The organism is Frateuria sp., assembly GCF_035943815.1.
GTDB lineage: Bacteria > Pseudomonadota > Gammaproteobacteria > Xanthomonadales > Rhodanobacteraceae > Frateuria_A.
Window position 1 is genome coordinate 58890 of sequence record NZ_DASZBU010000003.1, and the last position, 23647, is coordinate 82536.

General features: G+C 69.2%; 20 protein-coding genes. 6 read left to right on the forward strand and 14 right to left on the reverse strand.

Annotated features, from left to right (window positions below):
- Positions 1-113 precede the first annotated feature (113 nt).
- Both VGU65_RS01105 and VGU65_RS01110 read right to left on the reverse strand, forming a co-directional pair.
- Positions 114-2033, reverse strand: coding sequence for a S53 family peptidase (locus tag VGU65_RS01105; protein ID WP_327472311.1), 1920 nt, complete (start codon positions 2031-2033; stop codon positions 114-116).
- A 192-nt stretch (positions 2034-2225) separates the two neighbouring features.
- Positions 2226-3101: a PhzF family protein gene (locus VGU65_RS01110; protein WP_327472312.1), complete on the reverse strand. Its 876-nt coding sequence runs from the start codon at positions 3099-3101 to the stop codon at positions 2226-2228.
- Between the two features lie 156 nt (positions 3102-3257).
- On the opposite strand from VGU65_RS01110, the gene VGU65_RS01115 reads away from it, so the two are divergent.
- The 6 genes from VGU65_RS01115 to murD all read left to right on the forward strand — a co-directional run bounded on the left by VGU65_RS01115 (position 3258) and on the right by murD (position 11534).
- The gene (locus VGU65_RS01115; RefSeq protein WP_327472313.1) at positions 3258-3869 is read left to right on the forward strand and encodes an outer membrane beta-barrel protein; all 612 of its coding nucleotides are present in this window, start codon (positions 3258-3260) and stop codon (positions 3867-3869) included.
- A 133-nt stretch (positions 3870-4002) separates the two neighbouring features.
- Positions 4003-5517, forward strand: a complete 1515-nt coding sequence (locus tag VGU65_RS01120; RefSeq protein ID WP_327472314.1) for a fumarate hydratase — start codon at positions 4003-4005, stop codon at positions 5515-5517.
- A 483-nt stretch (positions 5518-6000) separates the two neighbouring features.
- Complete coding sequence (locus tag VGU65_RS01125; protein WP_327472345.1) at positions 6001-8574, forward strand: bifunctional aspartate kinase/diaminopimelate decarboxylase; 2574 nt, start codon at positions 6001-6003, stop codon at positions 8572-8574.
- A gap of 4 nt (positions 8575-8578) precedes the next feature.
- On the forward strand, positions 8579-8845 hold the full coding sequence (locus tag VGU65_RS01130; RefSeq protein ID WP_327472346.1) for a DUF559 domain-containing protein: 267 nt from the start codon (positions 8579-8581) through the stop codon (positions 8843-8845).
- Positions 8842-10176: a UDP-N-acetyl-alpha-D-muramoyl-L-alanyl-L-glutamate epimerase gene (murL, locus tag VGU65_RS01135; RefSeq protein WP_327472315.1), complete on the forward strand. Its 1335-nt coding sequence runs from the start codon at positions 8842-8844 to the stop codon at positions 10174-10176. The genes VGU65_RS01130 and murL overlap by 4 nt, the downstream gene beginning before the upstream one ends.
- Complete coding sequence (murD, locus tag VGU65_RS01140) at positions 10176-11534, forward strand: UDP-N-acetylmuramoyl-L-alanine--D-glutamate ligase (RefSeq protein ID WP_327472316.1); 1359 nt, start codon at positions 10176-10178, stop codon at positions 11532-11534. Before murL ends, murD begins: the two co-directional genes overlap by 1 nt.
- 153 nt (positions 11535-11687) lie before the next feature.
- On the opposite strand, the gene VGU65_RS01145 is transcribed toward murD, so the two are convergent.
- From VGU65_RS01145 to VGU65_RS01200, 12 genes are all read right to left on the reverse strand, one after another.
- Complete coding sequence (locus VGU65_RS01145) at positions 11688-11975, reverse strand: KGG domain-containing protein (RefSeq protein WP_327472317.1); 288 nt, start codon at positions 11973-11975, stop codon at positions 11688-11690.
- A gap of 45 nt (positions 11976-12020) precedes the next feature.
- Positions 12021-12203 carry a hypothetical protein gene (locus VGU65_RS01150; protein ID WP_327472318.1) on the reverse strand — a complete coding sequence of 61 codons (183 nt, stop codon included), beginning with the start codon at positions 12201-12203 and terminating at the stop codon, positions 12021-12023.
- 28 nt (positions 12204-12231) lie between these two features.
- Positions 12232-12438, reverse strand: a complete 207-nt coding sequence (locus tag VGU65_RS01155) for a DUF2795 domain-containing protein (RefSeq protein WP_327472319.1) — start codon at positions 12436-12438, stop codon at positions 12232-12234.
- Positions 12439-12456: 18 nt separating this feature from the next.
- Positions 12457-12783, reverse strand: coding sequence for a hypothetical protein (locus tag VGU65_RS01160; RefSeq protein ID WP_327472320.1), 327 nt, complete (start codon positions 12781-12783; stop codon positions 12457-12459).
- Positions 12784-12971: 188 nt separating this feature from the next.
- Complete coding sequence (locus VGU65_RS01165; protein ID WP_327472321.1) at positions 12972-13205, reverse strand: KGG domain-containing protein; 234 nt, start codon at positions 13203-13205, stop codon at positions 12972-12974.
- A gap of 57 nt (positions 13206-13262) precedes the next feature.
- Entirely contained in the window at positions 13263-13442 is a 180-nt protein-coding gene (locus VGU65_RS01170) for a hypothetical protein (protein WP_327472322.1), read from the reverse strand.
- Positions 13443-13484: 42 nt separating this feature from the next.
- The gene (locus VGU65_RS01175; RefSeq protein ID WP_327472323.1) at positions 13485-13667 is read right to left on the reverse strand and encodes a hypothetical protein; all 183 of its coding nucleotides are present in this window, start codon (positions 13665-13667) and stop codon (positions 13485-13487) included.
- Between the two features lie 230 nt (positions 13668-13897).
- Complete coding sequence (locus tag VGU65_RS01180) at positions 13898-17644, reverse strand: translocation/assembly module TamB domain-containing protein (RefSeq protein ID WP_327472324.1); 3747 nt, start codon at positions 17642-17644, stop codon at positions 13898-13900.
- Positions 17645-17658: 14 nt separating this feature from the next.
- Complete coding sequence (locus tag VGU65_RS01185) at positions 17659-19422, reverse strand: autotransporter assembly complex protein TamA (protein WP_327472325.1); 1764 nt, start codon at positions 19420-19422, stop codon at positions 17659-17661.
- 106 nt (positions 19423-19528) lie between these two features.
- The gene (locus tag VGU65_RS01190; protein ID WP_327472326.1) at positions 19529-20404 is read right to left on the reverse strand and encodes a class I SAM-dependent methyltransferase; all 876 of its coding nucleotides are present in this window, start codon (positions 20402-20404) and stop codon (positions 19529-19531) included.
- 22 nt (positions 20405-20426) lie between these two features.
- Positions 20427-23027, reverse strand: coding sequence for a glycosyltransferase family 2 protein (locus VGU65_RS01195; RefSeq protein ID WP_327472327.1), 2601 nt, complete (start codon positions 23025-23027; stop codon positions 20427-20429).
- 146 nt (positions 23028-23173) lie between these two features.
- Entirely contained in the window at positions 23174-23638 is a 465-nt protein-coding gene (locus VGU65_RS01200; protein WP_327472328.1) for a Dps family protein, read from the reverse strand.
- Positions 23639-23647 lie beyond the last annotated feature (9 nt).

Sequence of the window (23647 nt, forward strand, 5' to 3'; positions counted from 1 at the left end):
GTTGATCATGGGCACTTCCCCCGTTTACGAGGGAAGGTGCCCGAGGGGCGGTTGGGGGGAGACCTTGCGTCGCCCCCCACCCGGGCATTGCGCCCGAGAGCCGCCCCGCTCACTCAGAAGGTACGCAGGAACGCATCCAGGTTGGCCACGTCCAGCGTGCCGATGCCGGCGCCCGGCGTGTAGTGCGGCTTGCCGTAGTAGAACCAGTTGTCGCCGTCACGCACGCTGTCGAACGCCGAGTACTTGCCGTAGCCGAACACGTTCTGCAGGAAGTACACCTGCGGGTTCCAGAAGCCCACGCGATGTCCGGCGCTCTGCGTCAGCAAGGCGCTGATGCCGTTGAGCTGCGGCGCCACGAAGCTGGTGCCGCCGTAGCCCGAGATCACGCCACCGTCGGTGCTGGAGACCACGATGTAGCCGGTTTCCGGATCGGCGTTGAGCGAGAGGTCCGGCACGTTGCGCCCGCTGAAGTGCCCGGGCAGCTTGAGCAGGGTGGTCGGCCCCGCTTTGGGGTCGTTGAAGACCAGCGCCTGCTTCTTCTCGCTGCGGCGCACGCCGTGGGTGAACTGCTGGTAGAACGGTGTGTGCCAGTACACGCTCACGCCGCCGCCGCCGCCGACCGAGAACAGGTCGATCCGGCCGGGGCCGAAGTTGGTGTCGAAGTAGTTCTGGATGTAGTCCCAGCCCCATACGCTTTCGCGCTTGATCGACTCGACCGGGCCCCCGCTGAAGGAGTAGCTGTAGGGCGTGGTGGTGCCACCGGCGGCGGTGATGAACGGATCGGAGGCCGGCGAATCGACCGTCAGCGGCGCGCTGAATTGCCCCGGGCCGTTGCCGTGGCCGAGGCCGCGCACGGTGTCGTAGGCGCCCGAGTCGCCGGAGGCGGCGAACACCGACTGGCCCTGCACGGCCGCCTCCAGGAAGACCTGATGGAATGCGCGCAGGTCGCCGACGTCGGTGGTGTCGGTGTCGGAGGCGCCGTTCACGTTGAGTGCCGCGAAGTTGAAGATCTCCGGCAGGCCCCAGCTGGTGGAGATGCTGTCGGCGCAGTTGTCCGACACGGCTTGCGCGAAGGCTGCGACGAAGTCGCCGCTGGTGTTGGGCGCGTCGTACACGATGATGTTGGCCTTGGGCGCCAGGCCGCCGGACTGCTCCACGTCCAGCGCCGTCTCGCCGCTGCCGCCGTTGATCGCGCCGCCGCCGTTGACGTGCACCTGGGTGATCCGGTGCGGCTTGGTGACCAGCCCGATGCCGTCCCAGTACGCCTGCGCGTCGGCCGGATCGAAGTTGGACAGGGTGACGATGCCGATGGTCGCGCCCTTGCCGGTCACGCCTTTCGCGTAGAGCGGATTGATGTCGTAGAAGTTGGCCACGTCGCCGACCGTGTATTCGCCCGGTATGCCGGTCGCGGTGGGATTGCCGCCAGCGCCGGCCTTGAGGTCCGGATGCAGCGCCCGGGACGCGAACGAGGTCGCGCGGGAGATCGGCTTGGGCGTGCCGATGCGGTGGGACAGGTACTGGCGCTCGGTGCTCAGGCCCGAGACCACCATGACCGTGCCGGCCAGCGCCGCGGGCAGCCTGGCCGGCTGCGCCGGACGCCGGAACACGCGGCCGTCGTCGGTCGACTTGTAGGTGTGGATGGCCGTGCCGAAGGCCTGGCCCAATTGCGCCAGCGTGCCCTGCACGCGGATCGCCATCTTGTTGTCCAGCACCTCGCTGCGCAGTCCCTGCTTCTTGAGGTAGGCCTGCACGTCGGCGATCTGCGCGTCGGTCGCGCCGAAGCGTTCGGCGAATTGCCGGGTGGTCAGGAAGCGGTGGTAATTGGCGCTGCCCGGCGTGACGGTCTGGCGGATCAGGTCCTCGAGCTGGTCCTGGTTGCGCAGCTTGAGGATCAGCGTGACGTTCGCGTTCTGGCTGGCGGCGGCAAGGCCCATGTCGATGGCGGGCTGGGCGGTCTGCCCGGCCCAGGCGGCACCGGCGAACAGGACGGCAAACGAGGCAGCAAGGGCTTTCTGGTGCAACTTCGCGAGCATGGGGTTTCTCCCTGGAATGCGCGCGACCGAAAGACACAGGGGCTAGTAAGCACTGCGCCGACAGCCGCGGGCGTGCGATGGCTGATGGATTTCTCCCTATCGGCGCCGCACCCCCTGCGGACGGCACCGTCGGCGAGCTTGCACCCAAGCACGCAGGAAGGGAAGGGCCGCGTGTGTGCGCGGCGCAAGGTGTCAATCCAGGGTGAACGTTCCGCGCACGCCGACCACACACCGGCCACCGATCGTGACCGCGCCGCCGGCCTGGTCGACGCGAACTTCGACGCGGCCATCGCGGCCCACTTCGCGCCCCTGGCTGGCCACGTAGCAGCGGCCGTACTTCGCCAGCGCGCCGGTCTGGTGCAGCAGCGCGCCGATGGCCGCATTGGCACTGCCGGTGACCGGATCTTCGGGAATGCCGTCGGCGGGGCAGAAGGCGCGCACGGCCATCGCCGCATCGCCACCCTCCTGCGCGCCGAACACGCTCACGCCCACCGCGCCGCGTGCCATGCACAGCGTGGCGATGGCGGCAAGGTCAGGCGCCAGGGTGCGCACCGCAGGCGCCCGACCCAGGTCGCAGACGATCCACAGCGGCCCGTTGTCGATGCAGTGCACGGCCGCTGCCGGCAGCGCGCAGGACAGGGCGCCGCCTAGCGCCTCGCGCAGCGCGGCGTCGGCGGGAGCGATGCGCGCGGCGGGCGCCTGCACGTGGATGGTGCGCGTGGCGCCGTCGCCCTCCACGGCCACCGGCAGCAATCCGGCGGCGCATTCCTGCAGCAGCGAGGGTCGTGCCGGCACGCCGCCGGCATCGATCGCCGCATAGGCGCTGCCGACGCTCGGATGGCCGGCGAAGGGCAGCTCCTGGCGCGGAGTAAAGATGCGCACGCGATAGTCCGCCCCTGGTTGCGACGGGCGCAGCAGGAAGGTGGTCTCGGACAGGTTGGTCCAACGCGCGATGCGCTGCATCGCCGCGCCGTCCAGCGCGTCGGCGCCGACCACCACGGCCAGCGGGTTGCCCTCGAGCAGGCGCGAGGCAAACACGTCCAGTTGCAGGAAATCGAAGGTGGGCATGGGAACTCGCAGGCTGGCGCCAGCTGAACGCAGGCAGATGGCCGCGGGCAAGTGTAGGTGATCGCCTACAGCGATGCGCCGGGAGGCCTGGCTAGAATCCGCCCGCCGCCGATCCCCGCGGTGGCTATCAAAACCACAAGAACAGGAAACGTTCCCATGAACAAGATCATGATCGCCGCGCTTGGCGCGGTGCTGGGCGCTGCGTCCCTGTCGGCCGCCGCTGCCGACGCCAACGGCGCGTTCTCCATCAACGCCGCCGTGGGCCAGGCGCAGTACCACGTCGGCCACACCGACGGCCTGGGCTACAAGCTGGACGACAAGGACACTGCCGGCGCGCTGCGCTTCGGTTACGCCTGGCGCGTGGCGCCGGCGTTCAACCTCGGCGTCGAAGGCGGCTACGCCGACCTCGGCAAGCTGGTCGCCAAGTACAACGACGGCACCAACTTCGCCAAGGCCGACCTCACCGCCAGGGGCTGGATGCTGGGCGGCAACGGCAAGTACAACTTCGCCGACAACTGGTACGTCTCCGCACGCGCCGGCTGGTTCCGTTCCGACCTCAAGGCCACCTCGACCGTCGGCACCGCCCATGCCAGCAACAGCGCACACGGCAACGGCTGGTACGGTGGCGTGGGCGTGGGCTACGACTTTGCCCCGAACTTCAGCCTGGGCCTGAACTACGACAACTATCACGCCAAGGCCAAGTACGACGGCCAGTCGGAAGGTGGCAACGTGGGCACCTACATGCTCTCGGCCGAGTACCGCTTCTAAGGCGATCCGCTCTGCGGCAGTAGCGCAACGGCCGCCTCGCGCGGCCGTTGTCTTTTGTCCGGCCCGGCCTGCTGCGGCACAATAGGCGGCTTGTGCGCCGCGCAAGGCGGCGCGTCCGAAGCCGAAGCCGCCCATGACCACCATCAAGCAAGACGACCTGATCCAGTCCGTCGCCGACGCGCTGCAGTACATCAGCTACTACCACCCGGTCGACTACATCGAAAGCCTCGCCGCCGCCTACGAGCGCGAGGACTCGCCCGCCGCGCGCGACGCGATGGCGCAGATCCTGATCAACTCGCGCATGGCCGCCGAGGGGCACCGCCCGCTGTGCCAGGACACCGGCATCGTCACCGTGTTCCTGAAGGTCGGCATGGACGTGCGCTGGGACGCCACGATGTCGCTCGAGGACATGGTGAACGAGGGCGTGCGCAGGGCGTACAACCATCCGGACAACAAGCTGCGCGCCAGCGTGCTGACCGACCCCGCCGGCAGGCGCGCCAACACCCGCGACAACACGCCCGCAGTGATCAACATGTCCATCGTTCCCGGCGATACGGTGGACGTGATCGTGGCCGCCAAGGGCGGCGGCTCGGAGGCGAAGTCCAAGTTCGTGATGCTCAACCCCTCCGACTCGATCGTCGACTGGGTGCTCAAGACGGTGCCGACCATGGGCGCGGGCTGGTGTCCGCCGGGGATGCTTGGGATCGGCATCGGCGGCACCGCGGAGAAGGCGATGCTGCTGGCGAAAGAGTCGCTGATGGAGCACATCGACATCCAGGAGCTGATCGCGCGCGGGCCGTCCAGCCGCATCGAGGAACTGCGCATCGAGCTGTACGAGAAGGTCAACGCCTTGGGGATAGGCGCGCAGGGCCTGGGCGGCCTGACCACCGTGCTCGACGTCAAGATCAAGGACTACCCGACCCACGCGGCCAACCTGCCGGTGGCGATGATCCCCAACTGCGCGGCCACCCGCCACGCGCACTTCACCCTGGACGGTTCGGGCCCGGTGATGCTGGAGCCGCCGTCGCTGGAGCATTGGCCCAAGCTCACCTACGACGCCTCCAAGGGCCGCCGGGTGAACCTGGACACCGTCACCCGCGAGGAGGTGGCGACCTGGAAGCCGGGCGAGGTGCTGCTGCTCAACGGCAAGCTGCTCACCGGCCGCGATGCCGCGCACAAGCGCATGGTCGACATGCTCGACAAGGGCGAGCCGCTGCCGGTCGACTTCAAGGGCCGCTTCATCTACTACGTCGGCCCGGTCGATCCGGTGCGCGACGAGGTGGTCGGCCCGGCCGGCCCGACTACCGCCACGCGCATGGACAAGTTCACCGAACAAGTGCTCGGTGCGACCGGCCTGCTGGGAATGGTCGGCAAGGCCGAGCGTGGCCCGGCGGCGATCGAGGCGATCAAGAAGCACCGCTCGGTCTACCTGATGGCGGTCGGCGGCGCGGCCTACCTGGTGTCCAAGGCGATCAAGGCCTCGCGCGTGGTCGGCTTCGCGGATCTGGGCATGGAGGCGATCTACGAGTTCGAGGTCAAGGACATGCCAGTCACTGTGGCGGTCGACTCGGCGGGCACCTCGGTGCACCAGACCGGACCGAAGGAGTGGCAGGCGCGGATCGGCAAGATCCCCGTCCTGGTTCAATAAAAGCAGTGTGCACAGCGCCCACCATCGCCTCCTCTCCCCGCCGGGGAGAGGATTGAGGTTGGGGGCGGAGGCTCGCGATAAGCCGCTCTGCTTCCTCTCCTTTGCGGAGGGGGGCGACCGCGCTGGGGAACCCAAGGACCTGCGACGAGCCGCCTTGCCTCCATCCCTCCGGGAAGGGGATCGAGGTTGGGAGTCGGGGCTCGCCGCGAACTACAGCGAGGCGCCCACCCATAGGTACGGATCGAGGCCAGGCCGGCCCTTCACCCCAGCCATCCTCCCGGAGCGGGCAGGCGCCAATCCGGCGGCTTGCCATGTTTGGATGGCTAAACGTCCATATCCCGCCCGAAAAAATCCATTGCATTCCGCATGCCGCAGCGCAACACTGATGCGATTGCCTTTCGCCACCACTGCAATGGAGCCCTTGTGAACCCGCACAACCCCGCGCCGCTTCCAGCGGACGCGCCTGTTCCAGGCCAACCCTGGATCGTGATGAAGTTCGGCGGCACGTCCGTCGCGACGCTGCCGCGCTGGCAGAACATCCGTGAGCTGATCGCCAGCCGCCGCGCCGAAGGCGCCCGCGTGCTGGTGGTCGTGTCCGCGCTCACCGGCATCACCGACGCACTGAAACAGCTGTGCGGCGAAGGCGACGGGGACAAACGCAAGGCGGCGGCCCATGCGATCGCGCAACGCCACCACGAGCTCGTCGGCCACATGCAGCTGCCGCTGCCGGACGCGCTCGCCGCGCGGCTGGCGGACCTGGCCGCGCTGGCGGCCGACGGCCCGGCGGCGCTGGGCGAGCTGGCCTGGGCGGCACAGGTGCAGGCGCATGGTGAGCTGATGTCGAGCGCGCTGGGCGCGGCCTACCTGACCGCCAGCGGGCTGCCCACGCAGTGGGTGGATGCGCGCGAGTGCCTGGCCGCCATCGCGCTGCCCAACCAGAACGAGCGCACGCGCCTGCTCTCGGCCACGGTCGAGGCGCGGCCCGACACGGCGTTGGCCGCGCGCCTGGCGGGGCTCGGCGAGGTGTTCATCACGCAGGGTTTCATCGCGCGCGAAAGCGAAGGTCGGACGGTGCTGCTCGGCCGCGGTGGCTCGGATACCTCGGCGGCCTACTTCGGTGCCCTGCTCAAAGCGCAGCGCGTGGAGATCTGGACCGATGTTGCCGGCATGTTCAGCGCCAACCCGCGCCAGGTGCCGGGCGCGCGCCTGCTGCAGAAACTCGACTACGAGGAGGCGCAGGAGATCGCCACCACCGGCGCCAAGGTGCTGCACCCGCGCTGCCTCTCGCCGCTGCGCGAGCCGCGCGTGCCGCTGCTGGTCAAGGACACCAACCGGCCCGAGCTCGAGGGCACGGTGATCGGCCCGCAGGTGCGCGAGCATGCGCCTTCGGTCAAGGCGATCAGCGCGCGCAAGGGGCTCACGCTGGTGTCGATGGAGTCGGTCGGCATGTGGCAGCAGGTCGGCTTCCTCGCCGACGTGTTCGGCGAGTTCAAGAAGCATGGCCTTTCGGTGGACCTGATCGGCTCGGCCGAGACCAACGTCACCGTCTCGCTCGATCCGACCGAGAACCTGCTGGACTCGGACGCGGTGGCGGCCCTGGCGGCGGACCTGGCCAAGGTGTGCCGGGTCAAGGTGATTGCGCCCTGCGCGGCGATCACCCTGGTCGGCCGCGGCATGCGCTCGATGCTGCACACGCTCTCCACCGTGCTGGCCGAGTTCGGGCAGCTGCGCGTGCACCTGATCTCGCAGTCGTCCAACAACTTGAATCTCACCTTCGTGGTGGACGAGACGGTGGTGGACGAGCTGTTGCCGCACCTGCACGACCTGCTGATCGCCGCCGGCGCGCTGCGTACCGACGACAGCGCGCTGTTCGGCCCGAGCTGGCAGGCGCTGTACGGCAGCGGTGAGGCGGCGGCGCCGGCGGCTGCCTGGTGGCGTCGCCCGGACGAGCGCGGGCGATTGCTGGCGCTGGCGCAGGAGCGCTCGCCGCGCTACGTCTACCATTTGCCGACGGTGCGCGCGCAGGCGCAGGCGCTGAAGTCGCTGTCGGCGGTCGATCGCCTGCACTATGCGGTCAAGGCCAACACGCATCCGGCCATCCTGCGGACGCTCGCCTCGGAAGGCTTCGCCTTCGAATGCGTGTCGCCGGGCGAGCTGCGCACGGTGGCCGCGGCGGTGCCGGTGGACACGCCGCTCCTGTTCACGCCGAACTTCGCCCGCCGCGCCGACTACGCCCAGGCGCTGGCCACGCGCGCCACGGTCACGCTGGATGCGCTGCATCCGCTGGAGCACTGGGGCGAGCTGTTCCGCGACCGCGACATCGTGCTGCGTGTGGACCTGGGCCGCGGCCTGGGTCACCACGAGAAGGTGCGCACCGGCGGCGACGGCAGCAAGTTCGGCCTGCCGCTGGAGCAGCTCGACGCCTTCCTGCGCCTGGCCGACGCGCACCAGGCGAGCGTGCGCGGGCTGCATGCACACCTGGGTTCGGGCGTGCTCGATCCCAAACACTGGGGCGAGGTGTATTCGCAGCTGGCGAGCCTGGCCGAGCGCATCGGCAGCGTGGCCTTCCTCAACATCGGCGGCGGGCTGGGCGTGCCCTCGCACCCGGGCGAAGCGCCGCTGGATATCGACGCGCTGGACCGCGTGCTGCGCGAGGTCCGCGCCGCCTATCCGCACTACCAGCTATGGATGGAACCGGGCCGCTACCTGGTTGCCGATGCCGGCGTGCTGCTGGCGCGCGTGACCCAGCTCAAGGGCAAGGGCAGCCTGCGCTACCTCGGCCTGGACACCGGCATGGACAGCCTGATCCGCCCCACGCTCTATGACGCCTGGCACGAGATCGCCAACCTCACGCGCCTGGACGAGCGGGCCGAAGCGCTGTACCAGGTGGTGGGGCCGATCTGCGAGTCGGGCGACGTGCTGGGCACGGACCGCCGCTTGCCGGAGGCGCAGGAGGGCGACGTGATGCTGATCGCGCAGGCCGGGGCGTACGGCAAGGTGATGTCCTCGCGCTACAACCTGCGGGAGGAGGCGGACGAGGTGGTTTTGGATAGCTGAGGGGCTGCTCCAGCGAAAGGCTTCCGGGAGCTCGACGGCGGCCAAATCTGAGCAGGAGGGTTACGACCAGGCGCGTACGCGCTACCTCCAGGGCCAGGGCTACCGCGTGCTGCGTTTCTGGAACAATGACGTGCTGACGAATATCGAGAGCGTGCTTGAGGTGCTGGTGAAGGCTTTTGCGAGCCTCCGCCCCTCACCCCCGCCCTCTCCCCCATGCTTGGTGAAGGATGGGGGAGAGGGAGCATGGCTTGCCGGAGAGATTGACGAGTGACGAACACCAACCCCCGCCTGACCCAAAGCTTCCGCTTCGTGCGCGCGACCTACGCCGACGGCGTGGCCGAACTCGTCTACGCCTTTGACCATGGCCAGGAGATGGTCGAGCGCATCCGCTTCCCCGGTGCGCCGGCCGTGCCGCCGGAGCGCCGGCATGCCTTCGATGCTGCGCTAAAGCTGCTGCACCTGGCCGCCGGCGTGAGCTACTACAAGGCCGGCGTGCCGCCGAAGATCGAGGCCGCGCCGCTGGACGGCGCCACGGCCGACCTGCTCGACGCGCTCTACCTCCACGGCCTGGCCGAGTTCGCCTACCGCAACGGGCTGGACCTGCGCGGACGCATCGCCTTCCCGCGCGATGGCGCCCCGTCGGCTGCCGCGCCCGCCCTCGGCCTGCCCAGGCGCACCCTCGTCCCGATCGGCGGCGGCAAGGACTCGCTGGTCGCGGTCGAGGCGATCAAGTCGATCGGCGGCGAAGCCACCGCGGCGTGGGTCGGCAATTCGCCGCTCATCGCCGCCTGCGCCGAGCGCACCGGCCTGCCCACGCTCAACATCCAGCGCGAGCTTTCGCCCGTGCTGTTCGAGCTCAACCGCCTGGGTGCGTGGAACGGGCACATCCCGGTGACCGCTATCAACTCGGTCATCCTGGCCGTGGCGGCGATCCTCTACGGCTACGACTCGATCGCCTTTGCCAACGAACGCTCGGCCTCGGCCGCCACGCTGGAGTACGAAGGCCAGCAGGTGAACCATCAGTGGAGCAAGGGTTTCGTGTTCGAGGCCATGCTGTCGGACTGGCTGCATGCCCACGTGGCCGCCGACCTCGACTATTGCTCGCTGCTGCGCCCCTTTTCGGAGTTGGCCATCACCCGCGCGTTCGCCCGGCTCACCCCGTACTTCGACGCGTTCTCCAGCTGCAACCGCAATTTCCGCATCCTCGGCCCCAGGCCGGCGGACCGTTGGTGCGGCCAATGCCCGAAGTGCCATTTCGTGTTCCTGGCGCTGGCGCCGTTCTGCCCGAAGCCGCGGCTGCTTTCCATCTTCGGGCGCAACCTGCTCGACGATGAAACGCAGGCGGCCGGTTTCGACGCGCTGCTGGAATACCAGGACCACAAGCCATTCGAGTGCGTGGGCGAGGGCGCCGAGGCGCGCGCGGCGATGTACGCCTTGAGCCAGCGTCCGGAATGGCAGGAAGACGCGCTGGTCGCGCGCTTCACCCGCGAGATCCTGCCCCAGCTCGACCCGGCGTCACTGGCGCTGGAGCCCTGGCTGGAGCCCTCGGCCGAGCATCGTGTGCCCGTGCGGCTGCAGCCTGCCCTGCAGGCGATTGGCTGATGCGCATCGCCGAACTGGCGGGTCGGCGGGTCGCCATCTGGGGCTTCGGCCGCGAGGGCAGGGCGGCCATCGCCGCCTTGCGCGCGCGCCTGCCGGCGCTGGCCCTCACCCTGTTCTGCAACGAAACGGAAGCCGCCGCGGCGCAGGCCTTCGAACCCACGCTGGCGGTGGCCGGCGGCGATCCCGATGCGGCCGCCCTGGCCGCCTTCGACGTGGTGGTGAAGTCGCCCGGCATCTCGGCCTACAAGCCCGCGCTGATCGAGGCACAGGGCCGCGGCACGCGCTTCACGTCCGGCACCGCGCTGTGGTTCGCCGAGCACCCGCAGGCGCCGGTGGTCGCCGTGACCGGCACCAAGGGCAAGAGCACCACCACGGCGCTGCTCGCGCACCTGGCGCGGTCCCTTGGCCTGCGCACCGCGCTGGCCGGCAACATCGGCATGCCGCTGCTGGAGCTGCTCGACGCGCAGGCGCAGCTGTGGGCCGTGGAGCTGTCCAGCTTCCAGACCGGCGAGGCCGGACCGCTGCCGCTGGGCGTGGTCACCAGCCTCTATGAGGAGCACCTGGACTGGCACGGCTCGCGCGAGCGTTACGTGGCCGACAAGCTCAAGCTCGCCGACGTGTCGCGCACCCTGCTGGTCAACGGCACGCAGGAGGCGTTGGTCGAGCGCACGGCGGCGCATCCGCACCGCGTGCTGTTCGGCGTAACTGGGGGCTGGCACCTGCGCGAGGGGTTCATCCGGCGCGCGGACGAGCGCGTGTTCGAGATCGCCCGGCTGCCGGTGCCGGGCGGGCACAACGCGCTCAACGCCTGCGCCGCGCTGGCGGCACTGGAGGCGATGGGGCACGACGCACGCGCCGCCGCGCCGGCGCTGGCGCGCTTCCACCCGTTGCCTCACCGCCTGCAGCCGCTGGGCGAACGCGACGGCCGGTACTGGGTCAACGACTCCATCAGCACCACGCCGCAGGCCACCCTGGCGGCGCTGGCCAGCCTGGCCGGGCGTCCGGTCACGGTGATCGTCGGTGGGCACGACCGCGGCCTGGACTGGTCGGCCTTCGTCGCGGCGGTGAAAGGACAGGCGGGATTGACGATCGTGGCGCAGGGCGCCAATGGGCCGCGCATCGCCAAGGCCCTGCGCGAAGGCGCCGGCGTGGTGGAGGTGGTCGAGGTGGCCTCGCTGGACGAGGCGGTGACGCGTGCGCGCTCGCTTGTGCCCGTCGGTGGGGTGGTGTTGCTTTCGCCGGGCGCGCCCAGCTTCGACCAGTTCCACGACTATGCCGAACGCGGACGCCACTTCGCGGCACTGGCGGGATTCGACCCGAAGACGATCTGCGGTATCGAGGGATTGGGGCTGGGTTGACAGGGAAGGGGCTGGCGTTGCCCGGTCGCCCGGGCCGGCGCCGTCCCTGGCGCCTCCCCGCGCCCCTGCGCGCGGGGTGCCCGAAGGCGGATGGGCTTTCCCTGCCGGGTTGGCGCGCGGCGGGTGCGCTTGCAGCCCGCCGCGGTCGCGGCTCTAGCCTTCGGATTCCTTGCCCTTGTTCACCAGGTCGCGCACGCGCTGGCCGCCCTTGGTCCCCAATTCCGAATAGCCTTCCGGCCCGAGCTCTTCCTTGCGGGCTTCGCCGCCCTTCTTGCCCAGGGCCGAATAGCCCTCGGGGCCCAGTTGTTCCTTGCGCGTCTCGCCGCCCTTCTTGCCCATCTCCGAGTAGCCCTCGGGGCCGAGCTGTTCCTTGCGGATCTCGCCGCCCTTCTGGCCGGCTTCGCGGACGCTCATGTCACCCTGGTTCTTGTTGCTGGTCATGGTCTGTGCCTCTTTGCAATGGTGGGGAAAGTCGCCAACGCAGGCTTATTTCCTGCGGCCGTGCCCGGCCTGCTTGCCTTCGTTGACGAGGTCGTGCACGCGCTGGCCGCCCTTCTTGCCGAGCTCCGAATAACCCTCGTGGCCCAGTTCGTCCTTGCGTGCCTCGCCGCCCTTGTGGCCGGCTTCGCGGACGGTCATGCCGCCCTTGTCGTGGCCCTGCTTGCTCATGGATCGCTCCGGTTGAATGTTGAGTGGGCTACTCGATTTGCCCGTAGCCCTTCATCACGTCCTGGGGGCCACCGTACTGTTCGTCAGGCAGCTTTCGGATCTCCTGCATCACTTCGTCCGGCGCGTTGTTGCGGCGGGCGCATTCGATCAGGTCCTGTTTGTCGGCCGGGTAGCCCACGCCGCTCAGGAACTTCTGCACGTTGGCCGGTGAATGGCCTCCTACGCCTCGTGTCATGGTCTTCTCCGCGATGGATCACTCGTTGCCTTCGGATTCCTTGCCCTTGTTGATCAGGTCGCGCACGCGCTGGCCGCCCTTCTGGCCAAGTTCGGAATAGCCTTCCGGGCCGAGTTGCTGCTTGCGGGTCTCACCGCCTTCGCGTCCGATCTCGCTCATCGCATCGGGGCCGCGCTGCTCACGCAGTGCTTCGACGCCCTGGTGGCCCAGGTCCGAGTAACCCTCGGGGCCGAGCTGTTCCTTGCGGATCTCGCCGCCCTTCTGGCCGGCTTCGCGCACGCTCATGTCGCCGCTGCCGCTGGCGCTGCTGGAGGGTGTCTGGTTGTTGCGATCGTTGTTCGCCATGGTGTTTCTCCGGGTGGTCTAGGGGAGCCCGCCAAGCGGGCGAGGCATGTGTTGCAACCCGTATGCCAGTGCGCAGGCGCGATGCCATGCCACCTGCCGGCCGCAGGTCTGGCAGCAGGCGTGTAAATTTGCGCCTGCCCTTGAAAAGAACTGCCAGCCTCGCGGGTGCATGTGGGTCGCCTGCCTGTTCAGTCGCCCTCGCTCTGCTTGCCCTTGTTGATCAGGTCACGCACGCGATGGCCGCCCTTGGTGCCAAGCTCCGAATAGCCCTCCGGGCCCAACTCCTCCTTGCGTGCTTCGCCGCCCTTCTTGCCGATCGCCGAGTAGCCCTCGGGGCCAAGCTGCTCCTTGCGGATCTCGCCGCCCTTCTGGCCGGCTTCGCGGACGGTCATGTCGCCCTTGTCGTTGCCCTGGTTCTTCATGAGATGTCTCCTGTGCTGTGGGGAAGGTGTCCCGGTCGAGCGCTCGACGCGGATCGTTCAGTGCTTGCGGCCGCCACGTTCCTCGGCCTGGTGGCCTTTCTCGACCAGCTCGCGTTCGCGCTGGCCACCCTTGTGGCCGCCCATCTGTCCGGCTTCGCGGACGGTCATGTCGCCCTTGTCGCCGGCGTGGGCCTGCTTCTGGTTCGGGTTGCGGTCGTTCTGCTGCTTCTGGCTCATTTCGTGGGCTCCGTGGATGGAATCGTGGTGACCGTCGACGGGTCAGTGCTGCCGACCACGCTGCTCGGATTCGCGGCCTTCACTGATCAGTTCGCGCACGCGCTGGCCTCCCTTCTGGCCGGCTTCGCGGACGGTCGTATCGCCACGTCCGACGGCACGCGAGGAGGAATCGCTGGCGTGCTTGCTCTTGTGCTGGTCGTGGGTGGAGGACTGTTGTCGAGTCATGGTCATCTCCGTGGTTGGACGCCCGGCCCCAGGTGCCGGGCAACCGGGGCGTTGCAACAGCGGTGCCAGTGAGAAGATCCGCGCAGCGGTGCGGGTTTCGCTGCTCAGCGCAGAGCGCGTGCTGAAAAATTGCTTGGGCCGCGGGAAAGAACTACAGGAGCGGCCTGGCGGATGGCTGTCCGCCGTGGTGCGGATGTGAGAGGTGCGCCTGGCGGCGCAGCGGAGGATGCTCAGCGCTCGAGGCGATAGTTCAAGCTCGCGCGGCTGAATTCGGTGGCGTTCTGCATCTCGAGGTTCCAGCGCTGGCCGAGGCGGTAGCGCAGCGTGATCACCTGGCCCGGCTGGAACAGGCCCACGCCGTAACTGAGGTACAACCGTGGCGAGAGGTACTTGCCCACGGTGAAGGCCGATTCGCCGCCCAGTGCCTCGTTGCTGGACACGCCGATCTCGTCGATGCCCAGCCTGCGGCCGACGCTCTTGGCGAGCAGGTCGCCGGCCGCCGAGCCGAGCGCCTGTGCGGCGGCGCCGACCATGTTGCCTTCGCCGCCGCTGACCTGCGAGAGCGGCTTGCCGGTGATGAGGTAGGAGAGCGCGTCGGACTGCTCCATCGGCGGATTGGAGAACACCGTCAGGATCGGCCGTTGCGCCGTGCCGCTGACCAGCAGGCCCACTTCCTGGCCTTCGTCGATGGTCGCGTTGGGGTTGAGCTTGCGCACCGCGCGGATGTCCAGGCCGGGGTTGTCGATCGGCGTGCTGGCGAACAGCAGCTTGCCCGCTTCGATGTGCAGGTCCTGGCCATAGGCGCTATAGGTACCGCTCACGCCGATCTGGCCTTGGCCGCGGGTCGCCTGGCCGGGCTGCTCGAGCACCGTGAGCGTGCCGGTGAGGCGACCATCCAGGCCCTTGCCTTTGAGATGGGCGCGTGGGCCCAGGTCGACCTTGACGTTGGCGCTGACCGGCAGTTGCGCGGCGGCCTGTTCCTGCGCGCGTTCATCGACCACCACCACGTCCGGCGAGGCCCTGGTGGCGCCGGCGCCGGGCAGGCGGTCCAGGTTCACGTCGGCGCTGTCCAGCGCCACCGCGCCGGTGACGCGCACGCCCTTGGCATCGCGCAGCAGCTTGAGGTCGGGCGTGAGCACCACCTTGGCTGCGGGGATGTCAGCCACCGTCACGGCCTGGCCGGTCAGGGTGATCGCGGTGGGTGCCTGCGCGGTGAGGCCGTAGCTGCCGGCCACTCTGAGCGTGCCCTTGCCCGAGCGCACGTGGCCGTCGAGCTGGAGATGCTGCGCGTCGGGCGAATGCAGCACCAGCGCGCCGTCGGTGAGCGTCAGGCCCAGCGCCGGCAGCTCCGCGGCGAAGCCAGCCACGTCGGCCTGGCCGGTCACGGCCGGTTGTGCCAGCGTGCCGGCGAAGCCGAAGCGTCCGTCGAGTCGGCCCTGCACGCCGGCCACCTGGGTGGTGAGGAGTTCGATCGGCGCGAGGCTGTCCAGGCGCAGCGACAGCTCGCCACCGAGCGTCTGGTTGGCGCCGTCGATGGTCAGATGGCCGTCCAGGCGCCCGTTTGCGTTGATGTTGGCGTGGGCCTCGACCCGCTGGTGGCCAGGTGCCAGGCGCGCGTCGACGGTGAGGCCATGCCAGGCCAGCAACGGACGCTGCGCCTGCCGGGCGTAGGTGACCGAACCCTGGTCCGAGGCCAGCGTGGCCTGGCCGTCCAGCACGCCGGATGCGCTGCGCTTGAACGTGCCCGCGCCGCGCAGGCTGCCGTCGGCGCGCAGCGGCAGTTCGGCGTAGCCGGCCGCGTTGAGCAGCAGCGCCAGCGGCAGCGCCTGCAGGCGGTAGCTGGCGGCCAGGTTGCCGCTCTTGTCCTGCCGGCCCTGCACGCACAGCAGCGGATCGCCGGCGCTCAGGCACAGCTCGGACAGCGCCATCGCGCCGTCGCCGTAGTCCAGCGTGGCCGGATGCTGCAGGCGCCAGCGCGGCAGGCCCTGCGGGGTGAGGTCGAGCGTGTCCAGCGTGCCCTTCCAGCGGCCCTGCCGCAGGCTGCCGCGCAGCACCAGGTTGGCCGAGAGCTGGCGGCCGCGCGCATCCAGTGCGAGCCGATGCGCCGCCTCGGTGCCGTCGGCGCGCAGCGTCAGCGTGTCGAAAGCCAGGCCACCGAGCTGCGCTTGTCGGGCGTCCAGCGACAGCTTGCCGCTGGGCCGGCTGAGGTCGGGCAGGTGCGCGTCCAGCGCCAGGGCGCCGATGCGCTGGCCGCGCAGCGACAGCGCGCGGCCGTGCGCGCTGGCGTCGACGCCGAGCGCGGAGGGCAGGCCGGTCACGTGGGCTTGCGCGCGCAGCTGGCCGCCGGCGTTGGGCAGCCAGTCGGCGAGGGTGGCGACGTCGAGTTGCACGGCGATGTCGTTGCGCGCGCCGGGCTTGCCCTCGATGCTGGCCTTGCTGCCGCCGGAGGCGAGCGTGAGCCTGCCGTCGAGCACCTGGCTGGGCGCCAGATGCAGCTTGCCCTGGCCGCGCAGCGCTCGGCCGCGCAGGCGCCCGTCCAGGCGGGCCAGGTCGAGCGTGGCGTCGGGACGGCCGTTGGGCAGCGTGCCGTGGGTGGTGAGCTGTGCGTCGAGCGCGCCAGTCCAGCCGGCGAAGAGCCGGCCCGGATCGAAGCGGTTGGCCTCGGCCGCCAGCTCCCAGCCGAGTGCGGGCTTGAGGGTGAGCGTGCCCTGCGCGTGCAGCCGGCCCTGTGGCTGCTTGAGGTCCAGCGTGTGCAGGACGAGCTGGCGCGGCGTGCCGTCCAGCTCCAGCGCCAATTGCGCAGGTTTTCCAGGCGGCCCGATCGCGACATCGCCCTGGGCATGGAACTGTTGGGGGCTTCCGCGCACGCCGAGGTGGCCGTGGCTGGCCAGCGGCTGGCCGGCCAGTTCGGTCGGCAGCAGCAGGTCCTGCCAGTCGAACTCGAGCGTGCCACTGGGCGCCGGATCGCCCAGCCGCAACTGGCCGTGTGCGTCGAGCCGCCCCTTCACCTGCGGGGAGGTGAGGGTGAGCGCTTCCAGCGTCACCTGCGAATGTTTTTCGCCCAGCCGCGCACGCAGCGGCGAGAAGCGCAGTTGCCACTGGTCGATGCCGACTTCGCCGGTCAGCGTGCCGCCGCCGCGGTCGCCCTGGCCGCTGAGGTCGAGCGCGAGGTGCCGTACAGAGCCCGGTCCAAGCAAGGGTGCGGGATCGAAGCGCGGGACCTTGAGCGTGCCGCTCCAGGGGTAGGCGCCGGCCTGCTCCAGTTGCAGTCGCAGCTGCGCGGCCATCGGGCGGGCGAGCGCCAGCTGCAGTTGCGCGTGCGCGCCGTCGCTGTCCGCGTCAAGCCGGCCGGCGTAGGTGGCGTTGCCGACTTTCCAGGCGAAACTGGCCTGGCCTTTGCCGCGATAGCCGCCGCCGAGCGCCAGCGTGCCGTGCAGGTCGGCCTCGCCGTCCGGCGAGTGCAGGCGCAGCGAGCGCACGGCGAAGCCTGAGTCGTCCCAGCGGCCGACGAGGTCCAGGCTGTCGGCGGCGAACACCTGTCGCCCGGCCTGGCGCACGGCAATGTCGCCCACGTGTGCGCGGTCGAGCTGGATCGCCAGCGGCGGCTTCAGCGAGACCGGGCCGGACGGCCCGGCCGAAGGTGAGGGCGGTGGCAGCGTCACCGTCAACCCCTGCACGTCCAGCGCATCGACGTGCAGGCGCCGGGCGAGCAGGGACCACGGGCGCATGTCCAGCGTCACGCTGGCCACGCGCAGGTCCAGCCCCTTTCCATTGGCGTAGCGCAGCCCCTCCAGCGCGAGCGGCCCGACCAGCCGGCCATGCGCCCGCTGCACGCTGAGTGCGCCGCCGGTGAAGCCGCCAGCGCGGGCCAGCGCGAAGCGCAGGCCGGCCTCGCTGCCCAGCAGCCACCACAGCCCCAGCGCCAGCAACAGCAGCAACGCAAGCAGGGCGAGGCCGAGGCGCTTGAGCCACTTCATGGACGCAGCGTGCTTCACAGGTCCGGCCCTATCACCACGTGCAGCTGGATGCCGTGGGCATGGTTGTCGTGTACCGGCACGCCCACGTCCACGCGGATCATGCCCACTGGGGAAAGCCATCTGACGCCCAGGCCGGTGCCCAGGCGGGGGCGGTAGTCGAAGCCGTCGAAAGCGTTGCCCGCATCGACGAACGCGGCCATGCCCCAGTTGCGCGTGAAGTAATGCTCGACCTCGGCGCTCGCCACCAGCAGGTTGCGGCCGCCGATCACGCGGTCATAGGCGTTGCGCGGGCCGATCGCCTGGTAGCCGTAGCCGCGCACCGAGCGGTCGCCGCCGGCGAAGAAGCGCAGCTGCGGCGGCAGCGCGCTGAAGTCGCCGGTCGAGGTGATGCCGGCACTGCCGCGCAGGATCAACCGGTTGCGCCCGGCGAAGGCGCGGATCCACTTGGCGTCCGCGCCGACCTGGCTGAAGCGCGTGTCCGACAGCAGCGTGCCCGCAGTGCTGCGTGCGTAGAAGCTCAGCGACCAGCCGCGGCGCACGAAGGTCGGATTGTCGCCGTGCTTCTTCGAAAGCGAGGCCTCGGCGAACACCAGCTGGCTGCGGCCGCGCTCGATGCCGGGCGTGTTGTCCGGCTCGTTGCCGTGCTTCCCGACGGTGAAGGTGCCGACCAGCGCATGCGCGCCGACGGTGCGTGTCCAGCCATGCCACAGCTCGGTTTCGTTGCCGACCAGCTCCAGCGTGCGCGACTGCGAGGTCACCGTGTCGGCATCCCGGAAGTTGACGCCGAAGTTGAGGCTGCGCTGGTTGTCCCCCGGCAACGGGATCGTGTACAGCGAGGACAGCGTCTTGAGCCGCTGCGCCAGCACCAGCTCGTTCTTCCACTTGTGCCCCTTGCCGTTGATCCAGCGCCGTTCCAGCCCGCCGCGCACGCCGAAGCCGGTGTCGGTGCCGATGAACGGGCCGCCGGTGTAAACGCTGCGCCGGGCCGGCTGCAGCCGCACCTCTATGCCGACGGTGCGGTCGGCGTCGTGCACGTCGGACACCACGTCGACCACGGAGAAGTAGTCGGCGCCGTTCAACGCCTCCTGCAGGCGAAGCAAGTCGGCCTGGTCGAAATAGTCGCCGTGGCGGAACGGCACATAGCGGTCGAGGAATCCCGGCTCGAACTGCGAGCCCTCGAAGCGCACGTCCCCGAAGCGGTAGCGCGGCCCGGCCTGCCATGCCAGTTGCACCGTGGCGTTGCGGTCGGCGCGGCTGACCTCGACCCTGTGCGTGACCAGCTTCGCGCCGAGGAAACCGGTGGCGGTGAGCGCGGCGCCGACGTCGTCGCGCGCCTTTTCGTAGGCGCCGTGGTCCAGCACCTTGCCCTTGAGCTGCTCGACCGCGCGCTCGGCGCGCCGCACCGCACCCACCTTCATCGCCTCCGCGTCGATCTTCACGTCCACCGCGCCGATGCGCACGGGCTCGCCGGGAACGACCTTGAGCACCACCCGCCAATCCTCAGCGCCGATGCGGGTGAGGCTGCCCTGGACGCCCGCGTCGTAGTAGCCGTAGGGCTCCAGTGCCTTGCGCGCCTGGTCGGGCGCCTCCTCATAGAGGCGGCGGATCTGCGCCTCGCTCACCGGTCGCTTGGCGTACTGCGTCAGCTCCACGCCGTCGCGCACCGCCGACTTGAGCGGATCGTCGATGCCCTGGACGACCAACGTCACGCCCGCTTGGGCGAGCAGGGGAAACAGCAGCAGCACCAGGCACAGGCAGCGGCGAAGGAGGGCATGCATGGGGAAGGGAAACCAGCCTCCTGGAACGCGCGGGCCTGCGGGCGTGTGGCCGAAACGAACCCGAGCCTAGCGGCCGCCATGTTGGCACCGGATCAAGGTGGGTTTGCTAGCGGGTGGCGCAGAACACCATCGGAAGGCCCAGCCACGGAACGGGGCCGCCGGGATCGGCCGCCGCCAGTCCCTCTTCGGGAGCGTGACACAGGCCGATCTCCACGCGGCTGAAGCCGGCCGCCTGGATCCGGCCGACGAAATCCCAGCCAAGGCTGTGGAAGGTATAGATGCCTTGGCGCCGCACACCGTCGCCGTGGTACTCGGGCGCCTCGATATGTTCGATGCCGCCGTCCTCGCGCGGCCTTCCGCGCAGCAGCGAGGTGGCGCGGTCGGCGAAGAACGGCACGGTGAACAGCATGACTCCCCCGGAACGGAGCACGCGTGCGGCCTCGCGCAGCGCAAGGTCCAGCTCATACACGTGCTCCAGCACGTCGCTGTGGACCAGCAGATCGAGCGAGCCGTCCGCGTAGGACAGGCGGGTGATCGATTCCTGCCGGACACGCCACCAGCGCAGCCCCCGGGCGGACCACCAGTAGCGGCGTCCGCCGACATGGCGCTCGCCGAGGTACTCGGACCCGACCAACCAGGGCCAGCGAGCGTGGGCGCGGCGATACAACAAGGTGGTCTGTTCAAGCAGCGCGCCACGCCGGGCCTGTTTCCCGATGCGCTGCTCCATGGCGAGAAACACCAGCCGCTGGCGGGCAGTGAGCCGGCAGTAAGCGCAGCGCAGGCCCTCACGCAGGTTCGGTCGCGGGCCGAACATGGCGCCGGTGCCCACCGTGAAGCGGGTGGGGCGGCGGCAAACCGGGCAATGGCCTTCCACGAGCGGCTGGCCGGCGATGGCCGCATCGCGGATGGCCACCGCCGCGGCGGATCCTTCCGCCAGCTCCAGCAGCGCGTGCTGTTCCGAGCCCCAGCGAAACTGTGCCACGCGGCCTCCTGGACGTGCGGGCTCAGCCGACCTTGTCGCCCGCCTTGTGCGCGATCCAGGCGCCGACAACGGCGGAGAAGTAGGGAATCGACTGCGCCGCCAGGATGAACATCCACAAGGTGCCTTCGATGTAGCGCGTGCCGAAGGAGTGCGCCATGCCGATGATGCACAGCACCAGCGCGCAAGCCATCAGGAGTTCCTCGCGCACCGGCGCGAAGGCGGCGAAGCCGGACTCGCCCAGGCGCCGGCTCTTGGCGGTGACCACGAAGGAGGTCTTCTCGCGGGTCAACCCGTGCAGGATGCCGCGCGCGATCGCGTGCGAGAGGCTCATGCTGGCGAGCGAGGCCATCAGCGTGTCGTACCAGCTGCAGGGCACGCGCGCACGGTAGAGCACGATGCCGAAGATCGCCTTGGCGAAGAAGAAGCCGATCACCGGGATCAGGAACAGCTGCATCGGCAGGCTGAAGTACTGCGGGTAGGCGACCATGCCGGCGGTCCAGTAGAGCGCCATCAGGGTAAAGATCAGATGCAGCGCGTCGGCGAACCAGCTGAACCAGCCGGTGAGGAAGTGGAAGCGCTGGCCCGGCGAGAGCGGCCCCTTGCGCACCATCCACTGCCACCGGCCCTTGAGGATCTGCATGGCGCCGAACGCCCAGCGGTAACGCTGGCTCTTGTACGCCTTGAAGTCGGCAGGGGTGAGGCCCTTGCCCATCAGTTCGTCGACGTAGACCAGCTCGTAGCCGGCATGCATCAGGCGCAGGCCGAGCTCGGCGTCCTCGCAGATGGTCCACTCCGACCAGCCGCCGGTGCCTTCCAGCGCCGAGCGGCGCACCATGGTCATGGTGCCGTGCTGGATGATCGCGTTGCGCTCGTTCCTGTGGTGCATGCCGATGCGGAAGAAGCCGTCGAACTCCCACGCGGTCATGCGGCGGAAACGGTTGTGCTCGAAATCGCGGTGGGCCTGCGGGCACTGCACCACGGCCACCTTCGGATCATGGAAGTAGCCGGTCAGCGTGGCCAGCCAGTCCGGCCGCACCACGTAGTCGGCGTCGATCACCGCCACCGCCTCGGCGCGCGGGTCGGTCTCCTTCAGGCCGAAGTTGAGCGCGCCGGCCTTGAAGCCTGGCCACGGCTCCAGATGGAAGAAGCGGAAACGCTTGCCCAGCTGCTCGCAGTAGGCCTGCACCGGCTTCCACACGTCCGGGTTCTTGGTGTTGTTGTCGATCACCAGCACTTCGAAGTTTTCGTAGTCCAGTGCGGCGAGCGAGTCGAGCGTGGCGATCACCATCTCCGGCGGTTCGTTGTAGCAGGCCAGATGGATGGAGACGAACGGCTGCCTTTCCGGTCGGTCGGGCTTGAGCAGCCCGGCGTCGCGCTGCCAGCGACGGCGCCACAGCACCTCGGTGAACTCGAAGCCGTTGATCAGCAGGATGGCCAGGATCGCCACCTGCGCCGGGAACAAGAGGACCAGCATGGTCCAGTCGATCCAGCTCAGGTAGAAATTGAAGGGCAGGGTGGCCGACCACACGATCAGCCCGCAGGCCAGCTGGATCAGCAGGCAGAAGAACAATCGCCCCATCAGCTTGAAGCGCTTGAACTTGCGCGCGAACCAGATCATCGGAATCAGCGCGAGCAGGCTCGCCGCCAGCGCCTTCCACGGCCAGGCGGTGTCCTCGGTCACCGGGCCGGTGAACGGGAATTTCAGTTGACGGTCGGCGTTGAAGGTGCCCCAGTAGGCGCCGGTGCGGCCCTCGCCCAGGTTCTCCTTCCACGGCTGGTCGAAGGCTTCCAGCAGGTAGTAGTCGATGTTCTCGGCCTTGGCCGCGTTCAGCCAGTCGCGGATGAAGATCGCCTCGTTGGAGACCGACGGGTCGGCGTATTCGTGGCGGTCGCCGTTGGACGGCCAGCCGATCTCGCCGACCACGACCGGCTTGTACGGGTACATCTGGCGGATGTTGTGATAGGCGCCCAGCGCCGCATCCACCGCGTCCTTGCGCGCAACGCCGTTCCAGAACGGAAACAGGTGGATGGTGATGAAGTCCACGTGCCGGACCAGCTCCGGATACTTGATCCAGATGAAGTCCGGCTCGGCGATCGACACCGGCTGGCGAATCGCCGCGCGGGCGCGGTCGAGGTAGCGCTCCATCTGCTCGACGCTGAGATCGCCGCGGAACAGCACCTCGTTGCCGACGATCACCCGGTTGATGGTCTCCGGATAGCGCCGCGCCAGCGCGATCAGCGTGTCGAGCTCCTTCTCGTTGTTGATCAGGCGCGGGTCGATGTTGGCGCCGGCCATCACCTTCAGGCCTTCCTTCTCGGCCAGGCGGTAGACCTGCGGATTTTCCAGCGTGGAATAGGTGCGGATGCGCGGGGTGTAGCGGCGCAGCAGCTTAAGGTCCGCGTCGATCTCCTCGTCGGAGGGGAAATCCTGCTTGAGCGGGTTCTGGTAGCGCTGGAACACAGACACCGAATAACCGCTGATCGGCCCGTGCCAGTCCTCCGGGCCGTGCGGAAGATTGCCCCACCACCACAGGCCGATGTTCAGGGCCGCAACGAACAACGCGAGCAGTATGGCCGCAAGCAGCGGGAACCGGCTGTCGTGTCTGGCTGCTGTGGCGCTCAAAACGTTCCCCGTCGGACGCCTCCTGAGTGAGGCCAATCAAGCTCGCGGAGCTTAACGATCCGGCACGGATGGCTCAATAAAGGCCGACGGGGATGGTCAGCGCGAGGTCAGCCCGAGGGCCGGCCTCGCACGTGTGCAGGGCATCGTCACTTGAGCAGCGAGCGCAGCATCCAGGCGGTCTTTTCGTGCTCCTTGAGGCGACCGGTGAGCATGTCGGCGGTGCCCTCGTCGCCGCCGTCCTGGGCAACCCTGATGGCGCCACGGGCCGTGTGGGCGGCGATCTCGTGGCCTTCGACCAGCTGGCCGACCATCTCCTTCCAGTCGGGCACGCCCGCTTCCTCCTTGATCGAGGTGAGCTTGCCGAACTGGCTGTAGGAGCCGGGGGCGAACACGTCCAGCGTGCGGATGCGCTCGGCGATTTCGTCGGCGGCCAGCCACAGCTCGTTGTACTGGGTCTGGAACATGGCGTGCAGGCTGTTGAACTGCGGGCCGGTGACGTTCCAGTGGAAGCTGTGCGTCTTCAGGTACAGCGAGTAGGTGTCGGCAAGCAGCTTGGAGAGCTCCTGGGCGATGGTCTGGCGATCCTGCGGGGCGATACCGATGTTGGCCATGGATGTTGC